This is a genomic window from Pantoea sp. NGS-ED-1003, assembly GCF_000738765.1.
Lineage (GTDB): Bacteria > Pseudomonadota > Gammaproteobacteria > Enterobacterales > Enterobacteriaceae > Pantoea > Pantoea septica.
Genome location: NZ_JPQA01000007.1, coordinates 1 through 25,714, shown reverse-complemented (window position 1 = coordinate 25,714; position 25,714 = coordinate 1). Strand labels below are relative to the sequence as shown.

General features: G+C 52.0%; 26 protein-coding genes and 2 pseudogenes. 19 read left to right on the top strand and 9 right to left on the bottom strand.

Annotation, left to right across the window (positions count from 1 at the left end; translation table 11 throughout):
- Positions 1-14: 14 nt before the first annotated feature.
- The 11 genes and pseudogenes from JS46_RS14605 to JS46_RS14565 all read left to right on the top strand — a co-directional run bounded on the left by JS46_RS14605 (position 15) and on the right by JS46_RS14565 (position 6,437).
- On the top strand, positions 15-1,154 hold the full coding sequence (locus JS46_RS14605; protein WP_033752612.1) for a hypothetical protein: 1,140 nt from the start codon (positions 15-17) through the stop codon (positions 1,152-1,154).
- A 188-nt stretch (positions 1,155-1,342) separates the two neighbouring features.
- Positions 1,343-1,516, top strand: coding sequence for a hypothetical protein (locus JS46_RS24465; RefSeq protein ID WP_033752610.1), 174 nt, complete (start codon positions 1,343-1,345; stop codon positions 1,514-1,516).
- A complete protein-coding gene (locus JS46_RS14595) occupies positions 1,516-1,842 on the top strand; it encodes a hypothetical protein (protein WP_033752608.1) in 327 nt (108 codons plus the stop codon). The genes JS46_RS24465 and JS46_RS14595 overlap by 1 nt, the downstream gene beginning before the upstream one ends.
- Before the next feature lie 10 nt (positions 1,843-1,852).
- Positions 1,853-4,429 carry a tail protein (tape measure) gene (locus JS46_RS14590; protein WP_051905627.1) on the top strand — a complete coding sequence of 859 codons (2,577 nt, stop codon included), beginning with the start codon at positions 1,853-1,855 and terminating at the stop codon, positions 4,427-4,429.
- Between the two features lie 82 nt (positions 4,430-4,511).
- Entirely contained in the window at positions 4,512-4,946 is a 435-nt protein-coding gene (locus JS46_RS14585; protein WP_033752606.1) for a hypothetical protein, read from the top strand.
- Positions 4,943-5,161, top strand: a complete 219-nt coding sequence (locus JS46_RS24210) for a hypothetical protein (RefSeq protein ID WP_152560710.1) — start codon at positions 4,943-4,945, stop codon at positions 5,159-5,161. Before JS46_RS14585 ends, JS46_RS24210 begins: the two co-directional genes overlap by 4 nt.
- Positions 5,154-5,372, top strand: a complete 219-nt coding sequence (locus tag JS46_RS14580; protein WP_033752603.1) for a hypothetical protein — start codon at positions 5,154-5,156, stop codon at positions 5,370-5,372. Before JS46_RS24210 ends, JS46_RS14580 begins: the two co-directional genes overlap by 8 nt.
- Positions 5,362-5,586 (top strand): hypothetical protein, encoded by a 225-nt coding sequence (locus JS46_RS14575; RefSeq protein WP_033752602.1) that lies wholly within the window; start codon positions 5,362-5,364, stop codon positions 5,584-5,586. Before JS46_RS14580 ends, JS46_RS14575 begins: the two co-directional genes overlap by 11 nt.
- Before the next feature lie 3 nt (positions 5,587-5,589).
- Positions 5,590-5,724: pseudogene (locus JS46_RS24630) on the top strand (DUF6246 family protein); the annotation flags it as partial.
- 92 nt (positions 5,725-5,816) lie between these two features.
- Complete coding sequence (locus JS46_RS14570; RefSeq protein ID WP_033752601.1) at positions 5,817-6,224, top strand: hypothetical protein; 408 nt, start codon at positions 5,817-5,819, stop codon at positions 6,222-6,224.
- A 33-nt stretch (positions 6,225-6,257) separates the two neighbouring features.
- Positions 6,258-6,437, top strand: coding sequence for a hypothetical protein (locus tag JS46_RS14565; protein ID WP_033752598.1), 180 nt, complete (start codon positions 6,258-6,260; stop codon positions 6,435-6,437).
- Here the strand turns inward: JS46_RS14565 and JS46_RS24205 are convergent.
- The gene (locus tag JS46_RS24205; RefSeq protein WP_152560709.1) at positions 6,434-6,976 is read right to left on the bottom strand and encodes a hypothetical protein; all 543 of its coding nucleotides are present in this window, start codon (positions 6,974-6,976) and stop codon (positions 6,434-6,436) included. The genes JS46_RS14565 and JS46_RS24205 overlap by 4 nt on opposite strands.
- A gap of 18 nt (positions 6,977-6,994) precedes the next feature.
- Here JS46_RS24205 and JS46_RS14560 point away from each other — a divergent pair.
- A pseudogene (locus JS46_RS14560) lies at positions 6,995-7,204 on the top strand (terminase small subunit); the annotation flags it as partial.
- A 490-nt stretch (positions 7,205-7,694) separates the two neighbouring features.
- A complete protein-coding gene (locus tag JS46_RS23490; RefSeq protein ID WP_072010445.1) occupies positions 7,695-8,660 on the top strand; it encodes an Abi family protein in 966 nt (321 codons plus the stop codon).
- Between the two features lie 7 nt (positions 8,661-8,667).
- Here JS46_RS23490 and JS46_RS14550 read toward each other — a convergent pair whose 3' ends face one another.
- Positions 8,668-9,087 (bottom strand): hypothetical protein, encoded by a 420-nt coding sequence (locus JS46_RS14550; protein WP_033752595.1) that lies wholly within the window; start codon positions 9,085-9,087, stop codon positions 8,668-8,670.
- A gap of 706 nt (positions 9,088-9,793) precedes the next feature.
- Positions 9,794-10,165, bottom strand: coding sequence for a hypothetical protein (locus tag JS46_RS14545; RefSeq protein WP_033752593.1), 372 nt, complete (start codon positions 10,163-10,165; stop codon positions 9,794-9,796).
- A 1,015-nt stretch (positions 10,166-11,180) separates the two neighbouring features.
- On the opposite strand from JS46_RS14545, the gene JS46_RS14540 reads away from it, so the two are divergent.
- On the top strand, positions 11,181-13,100 hold the full coding sequence (locus tag JS46_RS14540; protein ID WP_033752591.1) for a methyl-accepting chemotaxis protein: 1,920 nt from the start codon (positions 11,181-11,183) through the stop codon (positions 13,098-13,100).
- Between the two features lie 64 nt (positions 13,101-13,164).
- On the opposite strand, the gene JS46_RS14535 is transcribed toward JS46_RS14540, so the two are convergent.
- On the bottom strand, positions 13,165-13,740 hold the full coding sequence (locus JS46_RS14535) for a TetR/AcrR family transcriptional regulator (protein ID WP_033752883.1): 576 nt from the start codon (positions 13,738-13,740) through the stop codon (positions 13,165-13,167).
- A 99-nt stretch (positions 13,741-13,839) separates the two neighbouring features.
- Between JS46_RS14535 and JS46_RS14530 the strand changes: the two genes are divergently transcribed.
- Complete coding sequence (locus JS46_RS14530) at positions 13,840-14,733, top strand: ABC transporter six-transmembrane domain-containing protein (RefSeq protein WP_033752590.1); 894 nt, start codon at positions 13,840-13,842, stop codon at positions 14,731-14,733.
- Positions 14,734-14,780: 47 nt separating this feature from the next.
- The gene (locus JS46_RS14525) at positions 14,781-17,897 is read left to right on the top strand and encodes a multidrug efflux RND transporter permease subunit (RefSeq protein WP_033752589.1); all 3,117 of its coding nucleotides are present in this window, start codon (positions 14,781-14,783) and stop codon (positions 17,895-17,897) included.
- Positions 17,898-17,975: 78 nt separating this feature from the next.
- Here JS46_RS14525 and JS46_RS23480 read toward each other — a convergent pair whose 3' ends face one another.
- Both JS46_RS23480 and JS46_RS14520 read right to left on the bottom strand, forming a co-directional pair.
- The gene (locus JS46_RS23480; protein WP_072010452.1) at positions 17,976-18,404 is read right to left on the bottom strand and encodes a GFA family protein; all 429 of its coding nucleotides are present in this window, start codon (positions 18,402-18,404) and stop codon (positions 17,976-17,978) included.
- 169 nt (positions 18,405-18,573) lie between these two features.
- Positions 18,574-19,707, bottom strand: coding sequence for a glutathione-independent formaldehyde dehydrogenase (locus tag JS46_RS14520; protein ID WP_033752588.1), 1,134 nt, complete (start codon positions 19,705-19,707; stop codon positions 18,574-18,576).
- A 179-nt stretch (positions 19,708-19,886) separates the two neighbouring features.
- Between JS46_RS14520 and JS46_RS14515 the strand changes: the two genes are divergently transcribed.
- On the top strand, positions 19,887-20,237 hold the full coding sequence (locus JS46_RS14515) for a DUF305 domain-containing protein (protein ID WP_033752586.1): 351 nt from the start codon (positions 19,887-19,889) through the stop codon (positions 20,235-20,237).
- 78 nt (positions 20,238-20,315) lie between these two features.
- Here the strand turns inward: JS46_RS14515 and JS46_RS14510 are convergent, their stop codons facing one another.
- Positions 20,316-21,656, bottom strand: a complete 1,341-nt coding sequence (locus JS46_RS14510; RefSeq protein WP_033752584.1) for an aspartate aminotransferase family protein — start codon at positions 21,654-21,656, stop codon at positions 20,316-20,318.
- Positions 21,657-21,719: 63 nt separating this feature from the next.
- Entirely contained in the window at positions 21,720-23,084 is a 1,365-nt protein-coding gene (gene eat, locus JS46_RS14505; protein WP_033752583.1) for an ethanolamine permease, read from the bottom strand.
- Between the two features lie 243 nt (positions 23,085-23,327).
- On the opposite strand from eat, the gene JS46_RS14500 reads away from it, so the two are divergent.
- Entirely contained in the window at positions 23,328-24,332 is a 1,005-nt protein-coding gene (locus JS46_RS14500; protein WP_033752581.1) for a phosphotransferase enzyme family protein, read from the top strand.
- 138 nt (positions 24,333-24,470) lie between these two features.
- Complete coding sequence (locus JS46_RS14495; protein ID WP_033752882.1) at positions 24,471-25,538, top strand: AraC family transcriptional regulator; 1,068 nt, start codon at positions 24,471-24,473, stop codon at positions 25,536-25,538.
- Positions 25,539-25,604: 66 nt separating this feature from the next.
- On the opposite strand, the gene JS46_RS14490 is transcribed toward JS46_RS14495, so the two are convergent.
- A partial coding sequence (locus JS46_RS14490; protein WP_019725171.1) for an IS1 family transposase occupies positions 25,605-25,714 on the bottom strand: 110 nt, incomplete at its 5' end.

Sequence of the window (25,714 nt, the reverse complement as noted above, 5' to 3'; positions counted from 1 at the left end):
TAAGGGGCAAGGAAATGAAAAAGTCTATTCTGGCATGTTTTATATCTGTGTTCATTTTGACAGGATGTGGTCCAAAAGAGCTTTCTCCGGAAGAGAAACAAAAAGTAGAACAACTCAAGGTGGAATTATCACAAACAGAAAGTGAGATTTCGTCTGCGAATGCCACTAATCAGAACTACTCTGGCGGGCTGATCAAGACTTTAATCAGCGCCAGAGTTGAGATTCTCAAAACAAACCAGGCGCTGATTAAGCAGCGAATTGATGGTATTGAGTCAGGCGCAAAAATAACAATGGATGTACCCGGAACAAAGCCGGATGAGGTGGCGGCTGAGTCAGTTAAGAGCGAAATAGATGCGTTAAATGCTCAGATTTCTCAGGCTAAAGCAGAAGCCAACCAATATAGCGGTGGTCTGGTTCTTGCAATGAAACTGGCAGCAATCGCAACTCAGGAGCAAACCATGGCGATGCTTCAACAGCGATATTTGTCAGCCAAGTATGGACTTGCTAACGCTATGCCATCTGATTTGAAGCAGAGCAACGTTGCTGAAGCAAAGCAAATTGAGAAGCCAGCCCAGGCTAGCAATAGCCAGCCATTGCTTCCGCCGGGAGATGGGCCATTTGGCCTAGAGTCAGGTTTAAGCAAAAAGAATATCGAAGATATGACCGGTGAAGAGCTTAAGCCTTATGAGGGCGTGCCGAATCTCTACACGATAAAATCGCCACCGAAAAAGAACGCTGAATTTGAGGGTTTTGGTCTACTCATTTCTCCAAAATCTGGCCTATGCCAAATTAGAGCGTTAGGTAAAAACATTGATACAGACAGCTATGGACTTGCGCTCAAATCAAAATTCAAAGAGCTCTTAGATTCTCTATCTTCAATCTATGGCAAACCTAAAAGTACCGATTTTTTACTTTCAGGCTCAATCTGGAAAGAACCTCAAGACTGGATGATGGCGCTGAACAAAAAGGAACGTTTCCTCTCAGCCCAATGGGAAGGGTCTCTCGCAACACCTCTTAAAAACAAGCTTGCATCAGTATCTATGGAAGCAAGAGCCAATGGCTCTGGCGAGGGATATGTTTTCCTTCAGTATGACTTTGACAACGTAGATGCTTGCAACGCAGAAATTGAAGAAGCTAAGAAAAGCTCGTTATAAACCTTTTCTCTATATTGCTATATAAACGCTTATAAAATCTTGTAACCACACCTCGCTCCGGCGAGGTTTTTTTATGAGCAAAATATTCGATCAAAACGATCAAATCATCATTTCATAAATCGGCATACAAATAGGGATCATTTCATTTTTCGCAATTATAATCACTGTATATTTATCAGGAGGTGATTATGCAAAAGTGCACGGTAAGAACGGTCCTTATCAAAGTCGAACAGTATGAAGAACTCCGTAAATTACAGGAAAGAGAGCGAGCAAAATCCCCTTTAGGTGTTGCCCCAACCATTCACGTTATCGCTCGCGGCCTGATGGACAAGGCATTAGCTCAACTTGCTCAGGAGGCATAATGGAACAATTACAACGCCTGGCCGAAGCTGTTGCGGATGCTTACCTCCGTAATCGGCTCCGAGAGCATGGGAACACTCAGTTTTCGCATGACGGAAAAACAGGTGAAGTTCGCCGTGATTTACTGGCGTCCGGGCTGGTGGATAACTGCGTTTATGCTGTCCGCCGCCTCGGTAAGGCCGATTATGAACGTGAAGCCTACCGGATGTTAATGGAAATGATCTCTCTGGATGGCAGAGAACATCAGGTAACCAATCATGGCCTAAGTCTCATCGACAATATGCACCGTATCGCGCTCAAAAAAGCCGCGACTCGCATTAATCATTGAGGGGCGTGAGATGGCCGAGTCATATAACGCTGGTGGAATTTATTACGAAGTCGATATTGAGCTGAAGAAGGCACTTGAAGACAGCGAACAGCTCAAACGAGAGCTGAAAGCATTAGGTGATAGTGCTAAAAATTCTACTGGCGGCATCAAAGCGCTTGAGACACAGGCAAAAACCACCGCCACAGCGGTAAATCAGGCCACAAAAGCAGGGGGCGCTTTCCGCAGCCAGTTTCAGCAGGCTGGTTACCAGATCCAAGACTTCATCGTGCAGGTTCAGGGCGGACAATCTGCTTTAGTCGCTTTCAGTCAGCAAGGTTCTCAGTTGGCGGGAGCATTTGGCCCAGGTGGTGCCATTGTGGGCGCGGTGATTGCTTTGGGTACAGTAATCGCCGGTACGTTAATTACCGCTCTAAGCGGCGGTAAAAACGCAATGGATGCTCTCCGAGAAGCCGCTGACGCCATGGATAAGGTGATCACCATTTCACAAAATGGTGTGGCCGCGCTGTCAGATAAGTATGCAAACCTTGCAAGGGTTAACGCAGAAGTTGCCTCGCTGATGAGAAATCAGGTGCTGCTGGAATACAACCTGGCAATGACGAAGGTTTCAAAGACCATATCTGATACCACCAACGAATTTTTCTCTTTCGGCGATACAGCCAAAGCCGCGCTGTCTGGCGGCACAGTCAGTGTTAAGGTACTTAGCACTATTTTGGACGCCGCTGAAGTCAAAACAAACAGCTTCACCGATGCTTTCAATCAGGTAAGCAAAAGTAGCATTGCGAACGAAGCGACTATCTCAACATTTACAAACACCGTTGGGGCATTATCTTCCCGGCTGGGTATTACTGATCAAGCTGCTTTTGAACTAGCAAAACAGCTGAATGACCTAAGTAAAAACCCTTCTCCACAGGCATTAACTACCTTAGCTATTCGCCTGCAAAATATGACCTCATCTAGCAAGGAGGGACAGGAACAAATCACCAGTCTGTCAAAGACGTTAGTAGAATTAGCTGTAGAAGCTACCAACGCTAAATTAAATATGGATAGCCTCAAACGCACCACTGACAACCTAACTGACGGGCAGAAAAACCTGTTAAAGCAGGCAGAACGAAACCTCTCGCTGTCAAAACTTCAGGGAGAAGCTCGCGCCCGACTCGCAGCCCAATATGCTGCTGAAGATGCAGGCTTTGCTAAAGACGACCCTCACGCCAAAAAAATGGAAGATGATGCGGCCGCCACTTATAAAAATTTAGAAGCGACGAAGCAGTTCAACTCTGAGCAGAAGAAATCAGCCGGTCAGGCATCCCGTAATGCTCAGGTGCTGGAACAGTATCGGCAAAAGGCCGAGCTTTCTGCTGATTCGGTTGATGGACTATCCCGTGCTCAGGCAGTTCTTCAGGCACATCAGAAACTAATAAACCCTACACCAGCTCAAATAGCGCAGGTAGAGAAGGATGCTGGCGCAGCCTGGGATAAAGCCGCCGCAATCCGCGCTCAGGCAGCTGCTATGAAGTTAATTCCCGAGCAGGCAGAGAACACCCGCTATAAACAGGATGTTGCTGACCTCCGGACGGCAATTGAACAAAAGACCATCACGCAGAAGCAGCACGACACCGCCGCCGAGCAGATGGAGCAACAGCATCAGGTGAACTTAGCCAAAATTAGGGCGACGCAGAACGCTGGGGTTAGCCCACTGCAGGAAGCACAAGGCGCTATAGATCCTGTTCAGGCACTGGCTAATGAGAACGCCAAAAAGCTCGCGTTAATACAGGAGTTTGAAACCGCTAAAGGGCAAATCACCCTCAATGGTCTGGCATTAATGAATGCCGCCAACACTCAGTACGAACAGCAGCGTATAGCGGCTCAGTGGGAGATATACCGCAACCAGAGCGCCGCTAACAGCCTTCTGGCTGACGCGGTTGACTCTCTTCAGGGTGGCGCGACTAATGCCATTACCGGCCTCCTGAACGGCACTCAAAGCCTCAGCGAGGCATTTGCAAACATCGGAAGCACGATCCTCAACAGTGTGGTGAGCGGGCTGGTGGAGATGGGCCTGCAGTATGTGAAAAACATGCTTATGGGACAGGTTGCGGCATCAGCAGCTCTTGGGGCAACAGCAACGCAGGCAACAGCCGCAGCAGGGATGTGGGGGCCGGCAGCAGTGAGCGCATCGATCGCCACCATGGGAACCGCTTCAACCGTAGGCACAACAGCCTATTCAACAGCGTTAATGGCTTCTAAAGGATTGGCAGTGGCCGGGGCGCGTGAGCATGGCGGGCCTGTTCTGGCTAACTCAATGTACCGGGTGGGCGAAGGCGGAAAGCCTGAAATCTTCAAGGCCAGCAACGGCAGCCAGTATATGATTCCGGGTGATAACGGCTCTGTTATCAGCAACCGTGACATCGGCAATGGGGGCGGTGCTGGCGGTGTTAGTTTAGAGGTCAACTTCAACATAACCACCACTAACGGTATTGATGCGGCTACACAAAAACAAATGGTTCAGCAGATGGAGATAGTTGCCCTGAAGGTAGCGCGTGAGCAAAGCACCCGTGATGGAGGCTTTCTTCAAAAGCGGATTAAGAAGTAATTGAACGCATCGCAGGGACGCGATCATGTTGAGTTTGGTCAAGGTGAAACGGGTATGAGAAATAGCGAAAGGTGGCAGACAGATGCCTGACAGCACGAAAGAACAGGCCAGCCGTGATAAAGGCGGCAAATGGAAGAAAGGCGCATCGGGTAATCCCGGTGGGCGCAGCAGCAAAGCAGCTGAACTGAGGCGTGTGCTGGAAGGTGGCGCTGATGATGCTGTGAAAACCATCATGGACGCGGCTAAAGAAGGCGATATGGCTGCTTGTCGCCTCATCTTGGACAGAGTTGTCCCGCCGAGTAAGCCAGTTTATCAGCCTGTTTCGTTTGAGCTGGATGACAGCGATTTACCTGCAGCAGCCCGTTCGGTAATTAAGGCGATAGCCGCGGGAGAGCTGCCGGCCGACCAAGGGAAAATGATTCTGGACGGCCTGGCGAACATGGCGAAGATTATCGAAATTACAGAACTGGCTGAGCGTGTAGCTGAGCTGGAGAAGACACAGGAGAGCAGACAATGAGCCTGTTAAGACGAATTGAAGCACTGGAGGCCACCAGCGGCGCTCAGACCACCAGCAGTGGTCCTGATGAAATCTGGCTAATCGGTGTCAGCCCTGACGGATCTCGCGAGTGTGGCGGCGGCTGGGTGAAGCATAAAGGGCTTTTCCGCAACGCCACAGCTGAAGAAGCGCAGCGCCATAATCAGCTTGTCCTGCAGGGGGATCATCATGGGTAGCCTGCTGGCGCGACTGAACCGGCTGGAAAAGACCATGACGCCGAAAGATGGCGATGTGTGTGTGATTTCAGCCCTGATGGATGAGTTAGCGGGCAATGCCCCTGCAGGAGCGTATGACAGGGCCATAGAGCGCCTGTCACTGCGCGGGCATAACTTCCCGCAGTCACCCGAACTGAGAGTGTTGCTGGTGGGTGGTAACGATGAGCATTAAAGCCCGCCTGGCTGCGCTGGAGAAGATTGCGAGAGAAAAAGGCAGCAAATCCATTGATGGCCCGCAACCACCCGTCAGAGCGGACTACGTGCGCGAGGATGGCACTTTTGACCATGTGGGCTACAGGACAACTGCTGATCGCTGGATCATTCAAGTTTTTGGCAAGCCACTGGAGCAGGTGGCTATAGAGATTGCTGAAGCTGAAGGTTTCTAACTCATAACCATGACTGATTTTCCCATGTTGTTGGCGGCCAAGTACCCTGACCAGAAAGGATTTACGCGGGAAGAGTATGAGCAGGTAGCTGATGATTACTTCGAAAGGAAAGCTAAAAGGCTTAAAAAGGCGGCGTAACCATCACAGGGCGCAGTTACGAGTGCGCTGATGATGATTCCAGTAAGGGGATTGTAATGATAAATTGAGACCTCAATCAAGGGAGGATCTCTATGCGCACAGATTTAGAATACCTAAAGGGAATGCTGGATGTATTTATCGAAGCCGAAATGCCTTTCGTAGATACCAAAACACTCGAAAATAAAGGTTACGACATATCTTCAGAAAAAGGGTACTTCCACTACACCATGTTGATTGAGAAGGGATACGTAAGCACGATTGATCTTCTTCTTCACGACCCTAAAAAATTAGGGTTGATGTTCTCCATGAATAGGATAGACAGCTGGAATACTAATGTCAGATTAACCTCTGACGGATATGACTTCGCCTCAGCGCTGCATGAGAAAAACGTATTTGATAAATTGAAGGGAATAAGCGATCAGCCAATATCCGTTTTAAAAGATGTTGGAGTTGAATTGCTCAAATCATATGCTAAGAAGAAGTTTGGTTTAGATAACTAGCCGCCTACGGGCGGTTTTTTTATTGGAGCCAATATGCCAGACACCTGCCGCATCACAGTAATCACCAAATCCGGTGAAACGCATGAAGGCCTGATGAACCGGTCACAGCCTGAAGTGGTTAACGGCTTCATTGGCATTGCCCGTGAAGATGGTGGCTGGGTATATCTGGCATCTGATGACGCGCTCAAGATGGAATATGTGCCGGAAAGTTAGCCACAACGTTTCCAACTTGCAATAGATGACAAAGCTAGATTGACAAGTACTTCATAAAAAGGCTCATGCGAAGGCATGTATTTACGAAAGTCCTCACCTGACCAATAAAGCTCAAGATGGTGAGAGAATACAAGCGTAGAGCATCCAGCTTTCAATAGTTCCATATCTCCGATGTGAACATCCTTTTCCTCGATTTCAAAAGAATAGATTGGATTTGTAATTGAACCATGCTTGTGACGAAAAGCTATGCACTCTTCAAGTGTCTGACATGCAAAAATAGATGTGAAACGGGATGGCTTATGCGGATGGAAAGTCCTTCTGTGCATTTCCAAATGAAGTTCCGTCGAGCAGTCAGTTATCATGACTGAAGAATTACTGTTGAAAAAGTACTGATTACCATGTGGTGACATCCCATTAGGGAAAAGCTTCTGAATATATTGATCAAGCTCTGTCAGCCCGGTCGCACTATGCGCGATGAGATGTGGAGTATTCCCCCCCTCAAAGTATCCCTTTCTATCAACGGTATATAACGTAATCATAATTTCCTTGGATATAAAATTGCACTCACCGACAAACAAGAAATGTGCTGTCGCGAGTACCTCATCGATTTGAACGCCACGCAAGCGGCCATTCGGGCGGGGTACAGCGAAAAGACCGCCCGCGACATTGGTTGCGAAAACCTAGCAAAACCCAACATTCAGGACCGCATCTCTCAGCTTACCAAGGAACGTAACGAGCGCAATAGTCGTGTGCAGGTTGACGCCAGCAGCCGCATTTAGCATAAAAAATACCTGAACGTTCACTGTAAACAGGAAAGTGCGTAATGATAGATCGGCATACCATTGAGATGACGCTGCTACAGATTGCCCGCCAGAACGGAGAACCTCTGGACGGACATGCGCTTTACACAATCCGCACAGAGGTAGCGCAGGCATTGCAGGCAAAAGAACGCCATAAGCAGCGTATGAGTGCTCCCGCATATCGTTGGAAAAGACCATCACTAAAGCGTTAAGCGAAGCTATTGATAGATAAAAACGATGAAAGCTACCTTTTGTGTTTAGTTTTTGTGTTTTCAACTACATATTGTGTTTTATTCTTTTTTAGGGGCTTTTTGACGTATGACAGTGTGGCATGTCATATTGACTTGTTCTGAGAATAAGGTAGATTTAGCGGCAACTGAGCCCGGCCCCCTGGTGTGAGTCTTTATAAGGCAATCATTATGGTCGGGCCTTCTATTATCTACTATCTGACAAAACTATGCCCGCTCCGGTAAAAATTCATAAGGAATATGCGGATTTAATCGAGTTACTTGAATCTCGGGGTATGCATATTTCTGATAGAGACCATGCGATAAAAAAAATTACCCAAGTTGGTTATTACCGGCTTTCAGGTTTTTGGTATCCATGTCGTCTTCCGGAAGTTTCAGATGGAAAAATAATTGGTAGGATTGATAATGTAAGAAAAGGAACATCCTTCCGGGATGTTTACGATCTTTACTTATTTGATAAAAAACTTCGCCTCCTTGTGATGAATGCCTTAGAGCGAATAGAAATTTTTGTTCGTTCCGTGATCGCTCACGAAATGGGCAAGTACCATCCTCTCGCTTATCTAGATGATGACTTCATCAATCCTAAGCATCTAAATCCGCACCCGAGCAAGCCTGATCAGCCCAGCCCGCGGCAGGCATGGTTAACCAAACACTCCTGCGAAATCTCTAAAAGTCGTGAGGATTCTATTAAATGGCACACTTCACGATATGAAGGCATCCCTTTTTGGGTAGCTATTGAGGTGTGGGATTTTGGCTTGATGTCAAAATACTACGGGATGCTTAAAGACCAATACCGAAACGAAATTTTGGCTCGATTAGGTATAGCTTCTGGCAATGGAGCTATATTCCAGAATTGGCTAAGTTCCATGAACGTTTTGAGAAATAGATGTGCGCATCACTCTCGCATCTGGAACAAACTTAACGAACCAAAATTGAGGCCGCTCTCGAATGATCCTTACTTTATGTCGCTAGGGCTTGGACATGACCAGTACGAACGCATGTTTGGGATGATTGCTGTATTGTGGTTCTTAGTGAAAAAAATTGGCCCAGGCTCAAATTGGCTAAATAATGTGGCAGATTTAGTCGACAGTAAGCCACAGGTTCCTGGATGTCATCTTACAGCTATGGGCTTCCCAAACAACGATGGGTTTCCGCGGAAGGCATTTGGGATTTAATAAAACATCATTGCTCAACTCTTAATGCGTGGTTTCCTTGTCTTTTCCATGCGCTGTAGATGTCCTTATCCCAAGCCTTGCCAGCTTTAGTCTGATAACCGGCCTCGTTAAGCCGCTCTGCAATGATACGGCCATTATCAAAGCCTTGCCTGATGGTTTCTGAAATGATGCGGATGACGGCTTCTTCATCATATGGCAAAGGTGGAATACCCTGCTTTCCGCCAATTAAAGCCGCCGCCGCAGTTTCCATTCTTTCCACCAGCGCCATCATGCGTGCGTCAGGATTGTTCTCTGGCCGGTTCAGTTTCTGCCGGATGGCATCGACAAGCCATGCAGTTTTATCTCCACCAGCAGCACTCACAGCATCGGTAAAAGACTCGCTTAACTCAGCAGGCACACGGAAGGTAACGGACAGGGATTTGCTCATAAGCCACCAGATTCAGGGAACAGATGGCTATTTTATTATCGCAAGACAATGTAAGACACAAAGATTTGTTGGTTCAGATAGCCCCGCTGTTGGTTCAATTTGGGGTTGTGTTGGTTCACTTTTTTGAAATTAATCCTTTAAAAACAGCGGTCTTTACAAATCGAACCAACTGAACCAACTGAACGACATGTTTTTGCTTAATTATATAGAGAGAAAAACTTCGCATCCCTCCTACAATAAGAAAACGTCATTAGCAAAACTAATAATCGCCTTCTCTTTGAGTTTGTCTGTCCTGATTGGGCTGTAGTGCGCAAACTTCCCAGGCGTTCATTCTTCAGATTTCAGGCTATAGCGACATACCACACACGTCATGCCATTCCTGACCTCTCGGTGAGAGGACTTTGTCAGTAGCCCAAAAGATACCATCAGCTCCAGAGATCGGCGCACCGATTCACGCCTTATGGGGTTTTTGTATTCATCTGGCCCATGAAGCAAATATGAAATGCCATAAACATCATACGGTGGCGGTCCGATTATGTTGGCTATAGAGGTAAGTCTGGCGGGTTCAAAGTAGCTGAGTATGGTTTTCTTGTGTTTTGTCATATGCATTAGAAAAATCTCATGTAGCTCCGTGGTTAATCGCTCCTATACAGCTGCTTATGTTCTAATGTCATGAGCGAGCAGTATTGATTCCTGTAAATCTTCCTCAATTTACCCTGTCGAATTCACCTTCAATATAATTATCACTGTCATCACGATCACGCATTACCAGACACTGACCGATGAGCCCGTATCGGGAACCGTTACAGCAGACACCTTTACCTGCCCCAGACTGCGTGCTGTCCTGCCGCTGCTCATAGCTGGTGATCTTCTCCAGCAGCCCATCGTTAACCATCGCCTCCAGCGTTCTCCTGGCTGATTCCATGTGATGCCGTGATTTGAATGAGTTCATGCCACTGAGAAGATATGCGACCCCGGATACATCAAACGGCGGCGCACCAATCGTACCAGTTACCCATTCGCGGTGTTCAGGATCAAAGAAGCTCAGTATCTCTTTTTTACGGCTGGTCATTCTCATGGCTGATCGGTTCCTTAATGTAGGAGAGATCTATCATAAAATAAGGATTTCAGCTTATCGCGTTATGCAGTGAGTTGAATGCGCCTGTGGTGGATGAAAAACAGTCAAAATGAGGTGTCACAAAAACATTTGGGGGTATCTTTGGGGGTATGTGTGATTTTGAAACCTATAAATAATGTTATTAAACAATAGATTGATTGTTATTATTCAATCCTGTAGGGTGCCATTTTCTCTTCTTTCACTCCTTCGTGAATGCTTCAAAATATATAAAAAAGAAATCGGCCTCTGATGCGGGTTTGTCGATATGCCGTCCCTCTATGGCGACACCTCGTTGAAAAGAGTGCGGCTCGACGTACGGTTATTCCCTGGCGGGTCGCTGTATTACGCTACAGCGACCCTCAGTGTGCAGAGGTTATTTTTTCCAGAAGCTGCGCTGTGTTTAAACTTTCGGCCATAGCAACGAGTAAAGCCCTCACGTAAGAGGGCAAAGTACTTTTTAATTTTAAACTTACCCTGGTGAGGCTATTACAGTTAACGTCACTTTTATTATTTACTTTAGGACGGAAGAGGGCTTTCTACGTTTTAATCTCTTGAAGCCGATATTTCAGAGCATACTTTTTTTCAAATGAAACAGGACGCCTGTTCTGCTATTCGAAGAGTAAAAAAAGGATTCCGGTGCCGAAACGGCCTGTCATTATCGCTTTAAGCGAAGCGCATAAATGCCATGGGCAGATTCAAATTCACTCTATTCATTTCCTGTTTCTGACGTCTGGGGAAGCGAAGAGTAGGCGCACATTATTTCTTTTTATGGTTATCTTTGCACAGGAAATAGTTAGATCCCTTAATGTTCTGCCTCTTATTTTTAGCGAGAAAAAAGTGATCGTTGTCAATTTTAATGCAGATGGATGAGCTATGTCGCAAAATTAATATAAATTTTATGGCTGCTTTTCCGATAAAGCAGATATCCAGCAGGGCTTTTCGCCACTGGGAAAACTGCCAAACAGGGGCTGCATCAATGAAACTCATGAAAATTTTCCCAAATTTAAAAATAGGCGGCAAACTAACGCTGGGTTTTGCATTAGTTATCTTCGCCTCTGTCATCATTGCGCTGCTTGCGTTCCGCTGTTTTTTTAGCATTCAGGAAAACTCGGCTAAACGTGACATTATCGTGAATATGGCCAATACGCTTAGTGACGCCAGGCTCAATCGGACGCTGTTTCAATATACTAGGGATAAAAGGTATTTTGAGCTTAACGGGATGGCGATGAATAAGCTGACCGTATTGAAAGATAATCTGGAAGAGCACGTATGGTCTGCCGAAGGCGAGGCAAAAGTCATTCGGCTCGAACAAAATCTGAAACAGTATCAGGATAAACGAGCGAACTTTCTTGCCGCGACGAACAACACCGACAGCGCGTTAACAGAACTCACCGCGATGGCCTTTCCTTCATTCGCAGAGCAGCTCAGCTCACGTGTCTCTTTTGTACCATCTGAAACAGCGGCGGCGCTTTTTGCCCTGAAATCGAAAATTGATTCTCTCTCTTTGACATTACGAGATTATCTGACAAAGCCAGATGAAGCGTTGTTGAATACCCTTATCAGACAACTTGATGAGATTCAGTCGCTCATGGCAACAGCTGGCACCTCTGATGATGCTTTACTCAGCGAGTTATTGACAGCCATACAACAGAAAAGCGCAGCCATGCCCGGTCTGTTGCAAAAATATCTACAGCAGGCACATTTAGAAAAACTGGCTTCAGACGAGATGACCGGGGCCGCAGTTACGCTGAATAAAACGATGACAGATTTGGCGCTTTATCAGTCAGAAATGGCAGGCAGGTATATTCAGACGGCGCTCTGGCAGATTGGTTTTACCACTATCGCCTGCATTGTGCTTAGCCTTCTGGTTGCATGGCAGATGACCCGCAGTATTACCCGGCCCCTTAAAGAAACCCTCTCTTCCGCGCAACGTATTGCGGAAGGCGATTTGACGTCGGAAATTGCCAGCACACGCTCTGACGAACTGGGCCAGCTGATGACCGCCGTCAACACCATGAACCTGAGCCTTCGCACCATCATTTCGCGCGTGCGTGACGGCGTAAACGGCGTGGCGCGTGCATCCTCGGAGATTGCCGCAGGCAATATCGATTTGTCATCGCGAACAGAGCAGCAATCCGCAGCCGTCGTTGAGACCGCAGCCAGTATGGAAGAGCTGACTTCGACGGTAAAACAGAATGCCGAAAACGCGCATCATGCCAGTCGGCTGGCCACTGAGGCTTCGCATAATGCGGGGCGGGGTGGGGAAATCATCAGGGATGTCATTACCACGATGGGCGGCATCAGCCAGAGTTCTGGAAAAATCGGCGAGATCATTGCCGTAATAAACGGTATCGCCTTTCAGACCAATATTCTCGCACTGAACGCGGCTGTTGAGGCGGCGCGGGCGGGTGAACAGGGACGTGGATTTGCAGTCGTTGCCGGCGAGGTAAGAAATCTGGCGCAGCGGAGTTCGCTGGCTGCAAAAGAGATTGAAACGTTAATCCGGGAATCGCTGGATCGGGTCAACGGCGGGACTGAACTGGTTAATCGCGCCGGGGATACGATGCAAGATATCGTCCGATCCGTTTCGCAGGTCAGGGATATCATGGGCGAGATCGCCGCGGCATCGGATGAGCAGAACCGGGGCATTACCCAGATTGCTCAGGCGATGACGGAAATGGATACCACGACACAGCAGAATGCGGCGCTGGTGGAGGAGTCTTCAGCTGCGGCCAGCAGTCTTGAAGAGCAGGCGCTTGGGCTGGAAAAAACCGTCTCCGTCTTTCGGCTGCCGTCATCCACGCCGGCGATGCATCAGAAAGCGCCAGACAACAGAACCAGTCATAAGGTGCCGGCATCCGCTACCTCTGCTGAGAATGACTGGGTAACCTTCTGATTAATCATAGCCCCTCGGGAAGAGGGGCGCAGAACGGCAACACTGCCCAGCGAATGCCCATTATTCACTCAGCAACGCTTAAAAGCTGCTTAACCAAATAGCGTAAATCCTCTTTCGCTTGCTGAAAGCCCGCTGCTGTGGGGTTTACGCTAAGAATATCGGCATAGCCATTCACCGCGCCGCCTATCATGCGGGCGGTGCGCGCCACATCGACCTGCCGGTAAAGTCCCTGGCCAATGCCCGTCTCAATCAGTCTTTCTAAAAGGCTAAACCATCTGTTCATGTTGCTCATGGCCAAATCGGCATAGGCCGGATCGTGCTGGGCCTGCGTCCAGACCGCATTGTACAGCTGCCAGTCCGCATCCTGGGTGGCAGGCAAACTGGTAATAAAAGCATCAAGCGCGGCATCAGGCGCGAAACCGGCGATAGTCTCTTTAAAAGCATCAAGATCGGCCTGCATGAAACGCTCAACCGCCTCCAGCCTGAGCGAACGCCAGTCGCGGAAATAGTGATAGATATGGCTACGTGAGATGCCGACATGCTCGGTAAGCTCCCGGGTCGTCACGTTATCGATGCCTTTATCGATAAAAAGCGCTATCGCTCCGTCGAGGATTTTAGTCCGAAGGTTTTCTGCTGGCATACGTTCGATATTTCCCTGCATTGACTTTGAGCAAACGCTCAAATAGACTCGCTTCAGTCTTGAGCAACCGCTCAAGCACATCATAATCAGAAGTTAAACATGCAAATATTCAAAACGCCAGTGCCAACTGCGCCTGCTCGCAGCGCCCTCAAGACCCTGAAAATGTTGGGGCGTCGGCATCGTAAAAAGCTGCTGCTCACATTTTTGCTGGTCGTTGCCGAGAACGTTATGTATCTGCTCTACCCGCTACTGGCGGGATTTGCCATCAACGCCATGCTTTCGGGACGGGCGCTGCACGCTATGTTATATGCGGGCATGGTATTTATCATGTGGGCGATTGGCGCCGCGCGCCGCAGCGTAGATACCCGCACTTTTGCCCGTATTTACGCCGAGCTGGCGGTACCGGTGATCCTGACGCAGCGCAGCGAAAATCAGGGCGCATCGACTATTGCGGCACGCGTCACGCTGTCGCGCGAATTCGTCGATTTTTTCGAGAAGCATCTGCCGGTGCTTATCACTTCCGTCGCGTCGATTACGGGAGCCGCTGTGATGCTGCTGACTATTGAGTTCTGGACCGGCATCGCCTGCATCGCCATCCTGGTTTTCTTTGGCGGCTTTCTGCCCGGCTTTACGCGTAAAAACGAAGCGCTGTTTGTGCGTCTGAATAACCGGCTGGAAAAAGAGGTGGGCTTTGTCAGCACTGCCACAGCGCCTGCGCTAACGAAGCATTACGGCGTGCTGGCCGGCTTGCGTATCCGCCTTTCCGATCGTGAAGCCATGGGATATCTGGCCATTGGGTGCGTGGCTGCGCTGCTGTTCGCCATGACCATTCTCTACATGACGCTAAACGGCGTTCGCGACGCCGGCCATATCTATTCGGTGATGACCTATATGTGGATGTTCGCCATGAGCCTGGATGACGGCCCGCAGCTGCTGGAAAAGTACTCCCAGCTCAAAGATATCGGCCGCCGCGTCAACACCGGGCAAATCTGAGCCAGACGCAAGAATGATCCCCTCCCGCTTAACCACCGGATATACCGATGCCGCAATTCTTTATTGAAAGGCCTGTTTTTGCCTGGGTTATCGCCCTGTTTATCGTCCTGGCAGGCCTCATTGCCATTCCGCAGCTGCCTGTGGCGCAGTATCCGTCGGTGGCGCCGCCGAGCGTCAGCATTACGGTAACCTATCCGGGCGCCACGCCGGAAACCATGAATGAGTCGGTTATCTCGCTGATTGAAAGAGAGATCTCCAGCGTCGACGACATGCTCTACTTCGAGTCTTCAAGCGATACCTCTGGCACGGCCAGCATCACGGTGACCTTTAAACCCGGCACGGACATCAGGCTCGCTCAGGTTGATGTGCAGAACAAAATCAAGGTGGTTGAACCGCGTCTGCCGCAAACCGTCCGCCAGAACGGGCTGAACGTAGAGGCGGCCAACTCAGGCTTTCTGATGATTGTCGGGCTGCGTTCGCCCACGGGGCAGTTCAGCGAGCAGGACCTGAGCGACTATTTTGCGCGTAACGTTTCTGAGGAGCTGCGGCGCGTGCCGGGCGTCGGCAAAGTTCAGCTGTTCGGCGCGGAGAAAGCGATGCGCATATGGCTGGATCCAATCAAACTGTTCAACTATAAGCTGGCGGTCAGCGACGTCACTACCGCCCTGAGCCAGCAAAACGCACAGGTCTCGCCCGGCAGAATCGGCGATGAACCGGCGCAGCCCGGACAATCCGTTACTTACCCGCTCACGGTGCGCGGACAGCTCAGTTCGGTGGAGGATTTCCGCAACATTACGCTTAAGGCGCTGAATAACGGCTCGCGCGTCCGGCTGGCTGACGTGGCGCGCGTGGAGCAGGGGCTGCAAAGCTACGCGTTCGCTATTCGCGAAAATGGACACGCCGCCACGGCCGCAGCGATTCAGCTGATGCCCGGCGCCAATGCCGCCAGCACCGCAGAAGGCGTGCGTTCACGACTGAATGAACTCTCAACGGTGCTGCCGCAGGGCATGGCGTTCTCGGTGCCGTTTGATACCGCGCCTTTTGTGAAGCTGTCGATTGAGAAAGTCATACACACCTTTATTGAAGCCATGGTGCTGGTTTTTCTGGTGATGCTGCTGTTTCTGCAAAATCTGCGCTACACCTTTATTCCGGCGATTGTTGCGCCGGTGGCGCTGCTCGGCACCTTTACCGTGATGCTGGTGAGCGGTTTTTCCATTAATGTGCTGACCATGTTCGGCATGGTGCTGGCCATCGGCATCATCGTGGACGATGCGATTGTGGTGGTGGAGAGCGTTGAGCGCCTGATGGCGGAAAAAGGTCTGTCGCCGAAAGAGGCGACGCATGAGGCGATGCGCGAGATCACGCCGGCGATTATCGGCATTACGCTGGTGCTGACCGCCGTGTTTATCCCGATGGGGTTCGCGACTGGCTCGGTCGGCGTTATCTATCGCCAGTTCACGCTCTCCATGGCCGTTTCTATTCTGTTCTCGGCTTTCCTTGCGCTGACCATGACTCCCGCGCTGTGCGCTTCGCTGCTGAAGCCGATTGCGCAGCACGGCGAGGAGAAGAGGGGCTTTGCAGGCTGGTTTAACCGCCGCTTCAATGCCCTGACCGTCCGCTATGAGCGAGGATTGCACGCCACGCTGCGCCGCAGCGGCCGCGTCATGCTGATTTACGCGGTGCTGTGCGCGGTAATTTATGTCGCCTGGTCGGCGCTGCCTTCATCGTTTATTCCCGATGAGGATCAGGGCTACTTTATGACGTCGATCCAGCTGCCGTCAGACGCCACGCAGGAAAGAACCCGCTATGTGGTCGATCGGCTTGAAAAAGCGATTATGGAAAGGCCCGGCATTGCCAGCAATATCTCTATTTTCGGCTTTGGTTTTTCCGGCTCCGGCCCGAACACCGCGATGGCCTTTACTACGCTGAAGGACTGGGGCGAGCGGCAGGGCGCAACCGCGGATGGCGAAGCGGAATTTGTTCAGACCACCATGAGCAACGACGCTGCCGCCACGGTAATGAGCCTGATGCCGCCCGCCATCTCCGATATGGGGACGTCATCAGGTTTTAATCTTTACCTCGAGGATCGCGCCGGTCGCGGCTACGCCGCCTTGTTGCAGGCGGCCACAGCGCTGACGGAAAAGGCCAACCAGAGCGGCGTGGTGAGAGATGTCTACATTGAGGGGTTGCCCGAGGGCGTCAGCGCCGCGCTTGAGGTGGACAGGGAAAAAGCGCAGGCGATGGGCGTCAGCTTTGACGACATTAATCAGATGCTGTCAGCCGCCATCGGCTCAAATTACGTGAATGACTACGTGGATAACGGGCGCGTGCAGCAGGTTATTGTGCAGGCGGATTCCGCCTACCGCATGCAGCTGGCGGATTTACTCAAGCTCTACGTCAGGAATGCTTCGGGCGAGATGGTACCGCTGTCGGCCTTTGTCACGGCAAACTGGTCGCAGTCGCCGCAGCAGCTCAATCGTTATCAGGGCTATCCCGCCATTAAAATCGCTGGCAGCCCCGGCGACGGTTACGCCAGCGGCGCGGCGATGGCTGAGATGAATAAACTCGCGGCATCATTGCCGACAGGCTATTTCGCCGAGTGGACCGGCGCCTCGCTGCAGGAGCGCAGCACGGCGGCGCAGATGCCCTTGCTGATAGCCTTATCCGTGCTTGTTGTTTTCCTGGTGCTTGCCGCGCTGTATGAGAGCTGGTCCGTGCCGCTTTCAGTCATTCTTGTCGTTCCGCTGGGTATGGCTGGCGCGCTGCTGGCGGTGTTTATCGCGGGGGTGTCTAATGACGTTTTTTTCAAGGTCGGCATGATTACGCTCATCGGACTTTCCACTAAAAACGCCATCCTGATCGTAGAGTTTGCCCGGCAGCTTTATGCGCAGGGTAAACCGCTAGCTGAGGCCGCCAGAGAGGCCGCCCGGTTACGCCTGCGCCCCATTATCATGACGTCGCTGGCTTTTACCCTTGGCGTGGTGCCGCTGATGCTGGCGAGCGGCGCCAGTAAAAGCACCCAGAATGCCATTGGTACAGGCGTTTTTGGCGGGATGATAAGCGGCACGCTGCTGGCCATCTTCTTCGTGCCGGCGTTCTTTGTCATTGTTACTTCTGGGGTGCAAAGGCTGAGTGGCGCGCTAAAAAGAGTTAATAAAGCCTGATCGATCGGCTCAGGGCAGTCATTGCTGCCCTGAGGTGACTCTTTACTGAAACGTCCGCTTGATTGCCGTCGCCAATCTTCAGGAAGTGAGTTTCAGGCACGTTAAAAGTGACGCCAGCGAGTCGACAGGTCCGGCATGGCATTGAGGTGAGCGCGTCTTATCCCAGGGCATGGCATCATCAGTACAGAAGTCTCCTGCGCATTGCATTTCAAGCCGCTCATCCAGCAAGCCAACGGGGATCCAGACATAAGGCTCGCCGCGCAAGGGGTTAGGCACCGTTGAGCCGCACAGGCTGCAAAAATCTGTCCGGTAGCCAGTCGGTTTTGACCATGAAACAATGCCGTTTTCGCCGTTAATCCACCTGAATCCGGCGCTTTTCACCAGCGTGGCAAGATTGTAGCCGACGCCACTCTGCTTTCTGCAAAGCGAGCAATGGCAACGATAAAACAGGGCAGGCTTTTCAGCTAGTTCAAATACGACTGCTCCACACAAACACGATCCGTTCATTTCAAAACCATCCTGGCACAGCCATATAAACTGCAACAGACAATAGCGGCTGCAGCCGTATTGCATTGATAATTGCCTGACAGAGGAAGAGTCGCACGATGACAGGATACGCAAGGGTATCCTGTCGACATCCACATTTCAGATGTTATTTTCTACTGGCCAACGTCAGTTAAGGTTTAAGGATAACCTTTGTCCATCCTTCGTCGCGATCGTCAAAATGTTTATATCCCGTAGGCGCCTCTTCAAGCGAAAGGCGGTGTGAGATGATGTCGCCCGGGCTGGCTTTACCCTGATGGATTAGACGGGCCAGTTGACGATTATAGGCTTTGACGTTGGCCTGCCCGGTACGTATTGCCTGTCCTTTAAACCAAAAGCTTCCGAAATCAAAAGGCATTTTACCTTGTTTGGCGAGGTCTGAGGCCGCTCCCGGATCCTGAGGTATAAATACGCCAACCACACCAATTCCCCCGGTTGCTTTGGTTGACGCCACAAGACTGTTCATCGTGATCGAATTGTCTTCATGGCCATGTTTGTTACAGCACTGGTAGCCCACACACTCACAGCCGCAATCGGTGCCACGTCCGTCCGTCAGGTCGAGAATTCTTTGCACGGCTTCATCGCCGGTCGCATTGATGGCCGTCGCTCCCAGTTTCTCTGCCAGGGCCAAACGGTCTTTGTGTGTATCCACCACGAACACCTGTGAAGCACCTTTTATGATGGCTGAATGAGCAGCCATCAGGCCCACCGGCCCCGCGCCGTAAATCGCTACGCTTTCGCCTGGCTTTAATCCTGCGAGTTCTGTTGCGTGCCAACCGGTAGGAAAGATGTCAGAGAGCATCACATAATCATCTTCTTTTTCTACTGCGTCAGGCGGGAGCACGAGACAGTTAAAGTCCGCGAAGGGGACCCGAAGCAGCTCCGCCTGACCGCCTTCCCAGGCACCCATTTCAGCAAACCCATAAGCAGCGCCTGCGGTTCCCGGATTGGCTGTAAGACAGAAGCCCGTCAAACCTTTCTCACAATTCTCGCAAAAACCGCATCCGATGTTGAACGGCAGACAGACGTAGTCTCCGACCTTGACGCGCTCAACCCCTGAGCCAATTTCAACCACTTCACCCAGGTTTTCGTGCCCTAAAATACGGCCCTGCTCAAAGCTGGTCCGGCCCTCATACATGTGCAAATCAGAGCCACAGATGTTGGTGGTGGTAATGCGGACAAGGACATCTGTGGGGCGGACGATTTTCGCATCCGGCACCTCTTTTACTTTTACATCATAGGGACCGTTGTAAATAACTGCTTTCATGATCTTCTCCTGCTTGCGTCCGGAAAGGAACGGCTGCCCGGCCGAGTGAGTGTCGACTAAGCTTAGCTGCCATGACCGATAACGCGATTGATAACGCGGCGATCGGGATAGTTCTTATCTGCATAAGCTGGATCTCCCGGCCAACCCTCAAGACCTCTGGCGCTAAGAAGGAATAAGCCATGAAAAATTTACGCACCGTTCTGATTTCTCTGCTGGTTGTACTGCCGGCTGCGGCTATGGCGCAGAAGCCCGGTATGAACATGACGCAGTCCATGCCTCTCTCTCCGGCGTCAAAAGAGTACATGTCGGGCATGCAAAATATGCATCATGGCATGATGGAGGCAATGAAGGAGCAGGATGCTGACCGGGCATTCGCAAAAGGTATGGCTGAGCATCATAAAGGGGCGATAGCCATGGCGGAAACAGAGCTGAAATATGGAAAAGATCCTGAGATGAGAAAAATGGCCGAAGCTGTCATCAAAGCGCAGAAAGCTGAAATTGAGCAGCTGGAAAAATGGCTGAAGGAATAGCCCACTGCTATCCGGGTTTGTTTCATTAAGATATGAGTCCGCTATGCGCGCATAGCGGACGGTAAAATGGGGTTAAGTTCACCCCTGCAACTTCCTCAGACAGCGATCCATCGCGCTGACCACCCAGTCGATATCGTGCGTCTGGAAACAGAGCGGCGGGCGGATTTTCAGCACGTTGCCGTAGGGCCCGGCGACGGAGGTCAGCACAAACTCTTCGCGTAGCGCCTCCACCAGGTCGAGCGCCAGACGCTTGTCAGGCAGCTTGCTTTCCCTGTCCTTCACCAGTTCAAACCCGATAAACAGCCCTGCGCCACGCACTTCGCCGATGCAGGGGTAAGCCGCCTGCAGCGATTGCAGGGCCGCCAGCAGCGCAGCGCCGGTTGTCAGGCTGTGCGCCTGAAGCGCTTCCTGCTCAATGACATCCATCACCGCATGGGCCGCCGCCATGGAGACCGGATTGCCGCCAAAGGTATTAAAGTAGGGCAGCGCATCGCTAAACGCCGCCAGCACCGGCGCTTTCGCCATTAGCCCCGACACCGGAATGCCGTTCCCCATAGGTTTGCCGGTGGTGACCACATCGGGCACCACGCCGTGTCGGGCAAAGCCCCAAAAGGCCTCGCCGGTGCGGGCAAAACCTGGCTGCACTTCGTCAGCGATAAAAATTCCGCCGTTCTGATGCACGACATCAATCGCCTGCTTTAAAAAGCCTGGCTGGCCGGGTAATACGCCGTCTGACGAGAAGATCGAATCGGCCAGAAAACCGGCAAACTTGATGCCGTGCGCGGCCATATCGTCGATCTGCTGCTGAATTTCCCGCGCGAACCATGCACCCTGGTCCGTCGTCTGAACGCGATAAAAGTCGGGCGGCGCCACCAGGCGGGTATGCGCTGAAAGCGGCTGGCCGCTGCCCAGCGCGGGCGAGACGCCGGAGGTAATCGCGCTGGTGCCGTGATAGGCTTCTCTGGATACGATGATCCCGGTGCCGCCGCTCCAGCACTGGGCAATGCGGATAGCGAGATCGTTCGCTTCGGAGCCGGTACACATATACATGGCGCGATCGATTTCCGCGGGCAGGGTGGCCAGAATACGATCGCTGTATGCCAGGATCGACTCGTGCAGATAACGCGTATGCGTATTCAGCTGCATCATCTGTTGATGCACCGCCTCTACGACCGCCGGATGACAGTGACCAATACTGGCCACGTTGTTGTACATATCCAGATACTGATTGCCCGCCTTATCCCAAAGATACTGGCCCTTTCCGCGCACCAGATGCACCGGGTTGCGATAAAACAGCCGATAGGACTCCCCCAGCACCCGGCTGCGCTTGTCGGTCAGCTGTCGAATGTCCGGCGCCAGCGTTTTCGCGTGTTCAGCACGAAAGCTGTTGGTATCCATTATGGTTGAACGTACCGTCATCGTGACTCCTTGGTCTTGGTGCTGCCCTGCCGCAGGCTACGCGCAGCAGGGCTTATAGATGCGTTAGTCGGTTTCTGCGGCAACAGAGGTCTGCGCGATAGCGCCGCGGCGGGAATGGGTGGTCAGGAAATAGAGATAGCCTGTCACCATAAAGCCGACAAACAGCGCGCCGATCTGCGGGTTAAACCACAGCATCGCGATCAGACAAATCACCGATCCACACAGGGCAATGCCAGGGATCACCGGGTAACCCGGCGCGCGATAGCTGCGCGGCAGGGTCGGATCGGTACGACGCAGTTTAAACAGGCTCAGCATGCTCATGATGTACATGACGATGGCGCCAAATACCGACATGGTAATCATCGCTGCGGTCAGGCTCATTCCCTGAAAGCTGATGCCGTCAGAGAAAATCGCGAGGATGCCGACCGCGCCGCCCGCCAGAATCGCGCGGTGCGGCGTGTTAAAGCGCGACAGCTTCGCCAGCGACGGCGGCAAATAGCCTTCCCGCGCCAGCGCAAAGAACTGGCGAGAGTAGCCCATGATAATGCCGTGAAAACTGGCGATCAGACCGAACAGCCCAATCCATACCAGCATATGCATCCAGCGCGAATCGTTGCCTACCAGCATTTTCATCGCCTGCGGCAGCGGATCGTTGATGCCGGAGAGGGGGCGCCAGTCGCCTGCGCCACCTGCAAACACCATAACGCCAACCGCCAGCACCACCAGCGTTAAAATGCCGCTGATATAGGCACGGGGAATGGTGCGACGCGGATCTTTTGCCTCTTCGGCCGCCATCGCGACGCCTTCGATGGCCAGGAAAAACCAGATGGCAAAAGGAATAGCGGCAAATATGCCGGATACCGAGGCCAGCGAGAATGTCTCCTGTCCCGCCCAGCCGTGAGCCACAAAGTTCGTCAGGCTGAAGCCTGGCGCCACCACGCCCATAAACACCAGCAGTTCAATCACCGCCAGCAAAGTGACCAGCAGCTCAAAGGTTGCCGCAATGCTGACTCCGATGATGTTGAGGCCCATAAAGATCAGATAGGCGCAGACCGCGATAAGTTTGGGGTTCACTTCCGGAAACTGCACATTGAGGTAGGCGCCTATCGCCATGGCGATGGCCGGGGGCGCGAAAACAAACTCGATTAAGGTGGCAATGCCCGCAATCAACCCACCGGTATCGCCGAAGGCGCGACGGCTGTAAGCAAACGGCCCGCCTGCCTGCGGAATGGCGGTCGTCAGCTCGGTAAAGCTGAAGATAAAACAGGTGTACATGGCGGCGACAAACAGCGTCGTGACCAGAAAGCCCAGGGTACCCGCGGCGCCCCAGCCATAACTCCAGCCAAAATACTCGCCCGATATAACCAGTCCCACGGCGATACCCCAGAGTTGCAGGGTGCCCAGGGTGGGTTTCAGTTTCTCTTTCATCACTGCGTTCCCCGTCTGCGTAAAGTGAAAAGCGATGCCTTAAAAGCTGACGGGTAGATGATGGACACAGCGCTAACAGAAAAACTTGACCGCAGAAAACAGAAATTCGTCGGCTGGGGTCAAGTCGCCCCAGCTCAGGCCGTCGTTACTCTGCTGAAGTCAATTTTTGCCTGCTCTCCTGTCAAGCGTGCAGGGAAGGTTCAGCGCCATGCTGAAGCCACACGCAGAGAGAGGGAGCCAGATATGAGCATTAAGCAATATGACACCTTGAGTAACGACGCCATTCTTCAGCTTGCCCATCAGGCATTGCAGGCCTATCCCGGCTGTCTGCACGCTGAGGTCAGACTGCTGTGCCGTTCTGAGAACGCGACCCTGTCTGTCAGCACGCCGCAGAGCCGCTATGCGTTGCGTATTCATCGGGGCGACTATCACGCTAAGCAGGATATTGAAAGCGAGCTTCACTGGCTGGACGCCCTTCAGGCTGCTGAAATCTGTGTACCGGTTGCCGTCAGCGACGGGCAGGGTAACCGGATTCAGACGCTTCCTCTGCCTGACAGCGGCGAACGTTATGCCGTGCTGTTTCACTGGATAGAGGGCGATATGCTCACCGATGCGGTCGAGCCGGCGGCATTTCGCCAGTTAGGCCGCATCACCGCGCAGCTGCACCACCACAGCCGGCGCTGGCAAAAACCGCAGGGCTTTCGCCGTATCGTCTGGGATCATCACACCATGGTTTCTCCTGCTGGCCACTGGGGCGACTGGCGGGATGTCGCTGGCCTGGCGCGGTCGCAACACGCGGTCGTTGAAGAGACGCTGGCTCATGTGAGACGCGAGATGGCGGCATTTGGCCAGTCGCCCGATCGCTATGGTTTGATTCATGCCGACCTGCGGCTGACGAATCTGTTGGTTCACAAAGGCGAAACGCGGGTCATTGATTTTGATGACTGCGGAATGGGCTGGTATCTGCACGATCTTGCCGCTGCCATCAGCTTTGTCGAGCACCATCCGAGCGCGCCGCAGTGGGTGGAAAACTGGTTAAACGGCTATGAGCAGGTGGCGCACGTCAGCGATAAAGAGCTGGCTATGATCCCCTCGCTGCTGATTCAACGCCGCATCCAGCTGACGGCCTGGGTGGCCTCCCACAGCGAAACGGAGATGGCCCGCAGCCTGGGCAGCGGTTGGGCCAACGACACGGTGCGCCTGTGCCATCGCTACCTCGAAGGCGCCCGTTTGCCGATTGGCGTTTAGCGCACTCCGGCGGTGCCTGAATGGATGATTGCAGTGCAATCTATTCTGAGGCGGCGCTAAGTCGCTGTTATCACGCGTCTGACGGCTGGTATGTTTTTTGCAGAAATAACAGATGTTCAGTTTCAGGCGGAAAACATCATGACCAGCAGATTTCCAGAGGTGGCGCTCACAGCCTTATCCAGCGCAGGAAGCCAGCACCGTGGCGTCCTGTCGGCCGCCGCGACAGGACTGGGCGATTTCATTAACGCTCAGGGCGGCGATGTGGACCGCATTTTTGGCGTCAGCGGCATCGATCCTGATACGCTCGCCTGCCCGACGCTGAGTCTGGATCTGGTGAATTACTGCCGGGTGCTGGAGGAAGCCGCCAGCCAGGCGGGCGTGGACAATTTCGGTTTGCAGTATGGCCATCAGTTCCGCCCGCAGTCTCTGGGACTGATCGGCTATATCGGCTTATGTTCGGCCACGCTGGAACAGGCGCTGCGCAACGTAGTCAATGCGTTTCCCTGGCATCAGCACAATACCTGTATCCGTCTGACGGAGCACGGCGACTGCTGGCAACTCGATTATCAGGTGCGTCACGGCGCGATTCTGCTGCGCCGACAGGATGCTGAGTTGACGTTAGGTATGTTTCTTAACCTGATTCGCCACGCGGCAGGACGGCACTGGGCGCCGCGAGAAGTCCACTTTGAGCATCCGCGCCCTGAACACTGGCATGAACACTGTAAAGTCTTCGATGCGCCGGTTTATTTTGATCAGCCCTTTAACTCGATGATCGTGGCTAAAACGGATCTAAGCCGCAAAATGCCGGATCACGATCCCATGCTGCTGCTGGTTATGCAGGATGCGATCCGTCGGCTCAGCCCGCCAGCGGTAAATCAGGACACCGTTAATCAAACCCGCACAGATATTCATCTTCAATTATTAAGCGGCGAACCCTCGCTGGAAATGATCGCCGAGAAACAGGGGTTATCCGCCTGGTCATTACAGCGGCGGCTGCGCGATGAGCAGACCTGTTTTTCCGCCCTGGTCGACAGCGTGCGCAAGGAAATGGCGACCCACTATCTGAAGCAACACCATCTGTCGGTGTCAGAAATGGCGCTGTTACTGGGCTATTCTGAAGTCAGCGCCTTCTCCCGCGCGTTCCGGCGCTGGTTTGGCTGCAGTCCGCGCGACTGTCGTAAATCGCAAAGTAACGTTTTTCTTTGACTTCGCCCGCTTATTAGCCAGCCGGTAAAGCTATGTGGGGATAAAAATAGCGGTAATGACTCCAACTTATTGATAGTGTTTTATGTTCAGATAATGCCCGATGACTTTGTCATGCAGCTCCACCGATTTTGAGAACGACAGCGACTTCCGTCCCAGCCGTGCCAGGTGCTGCCTCA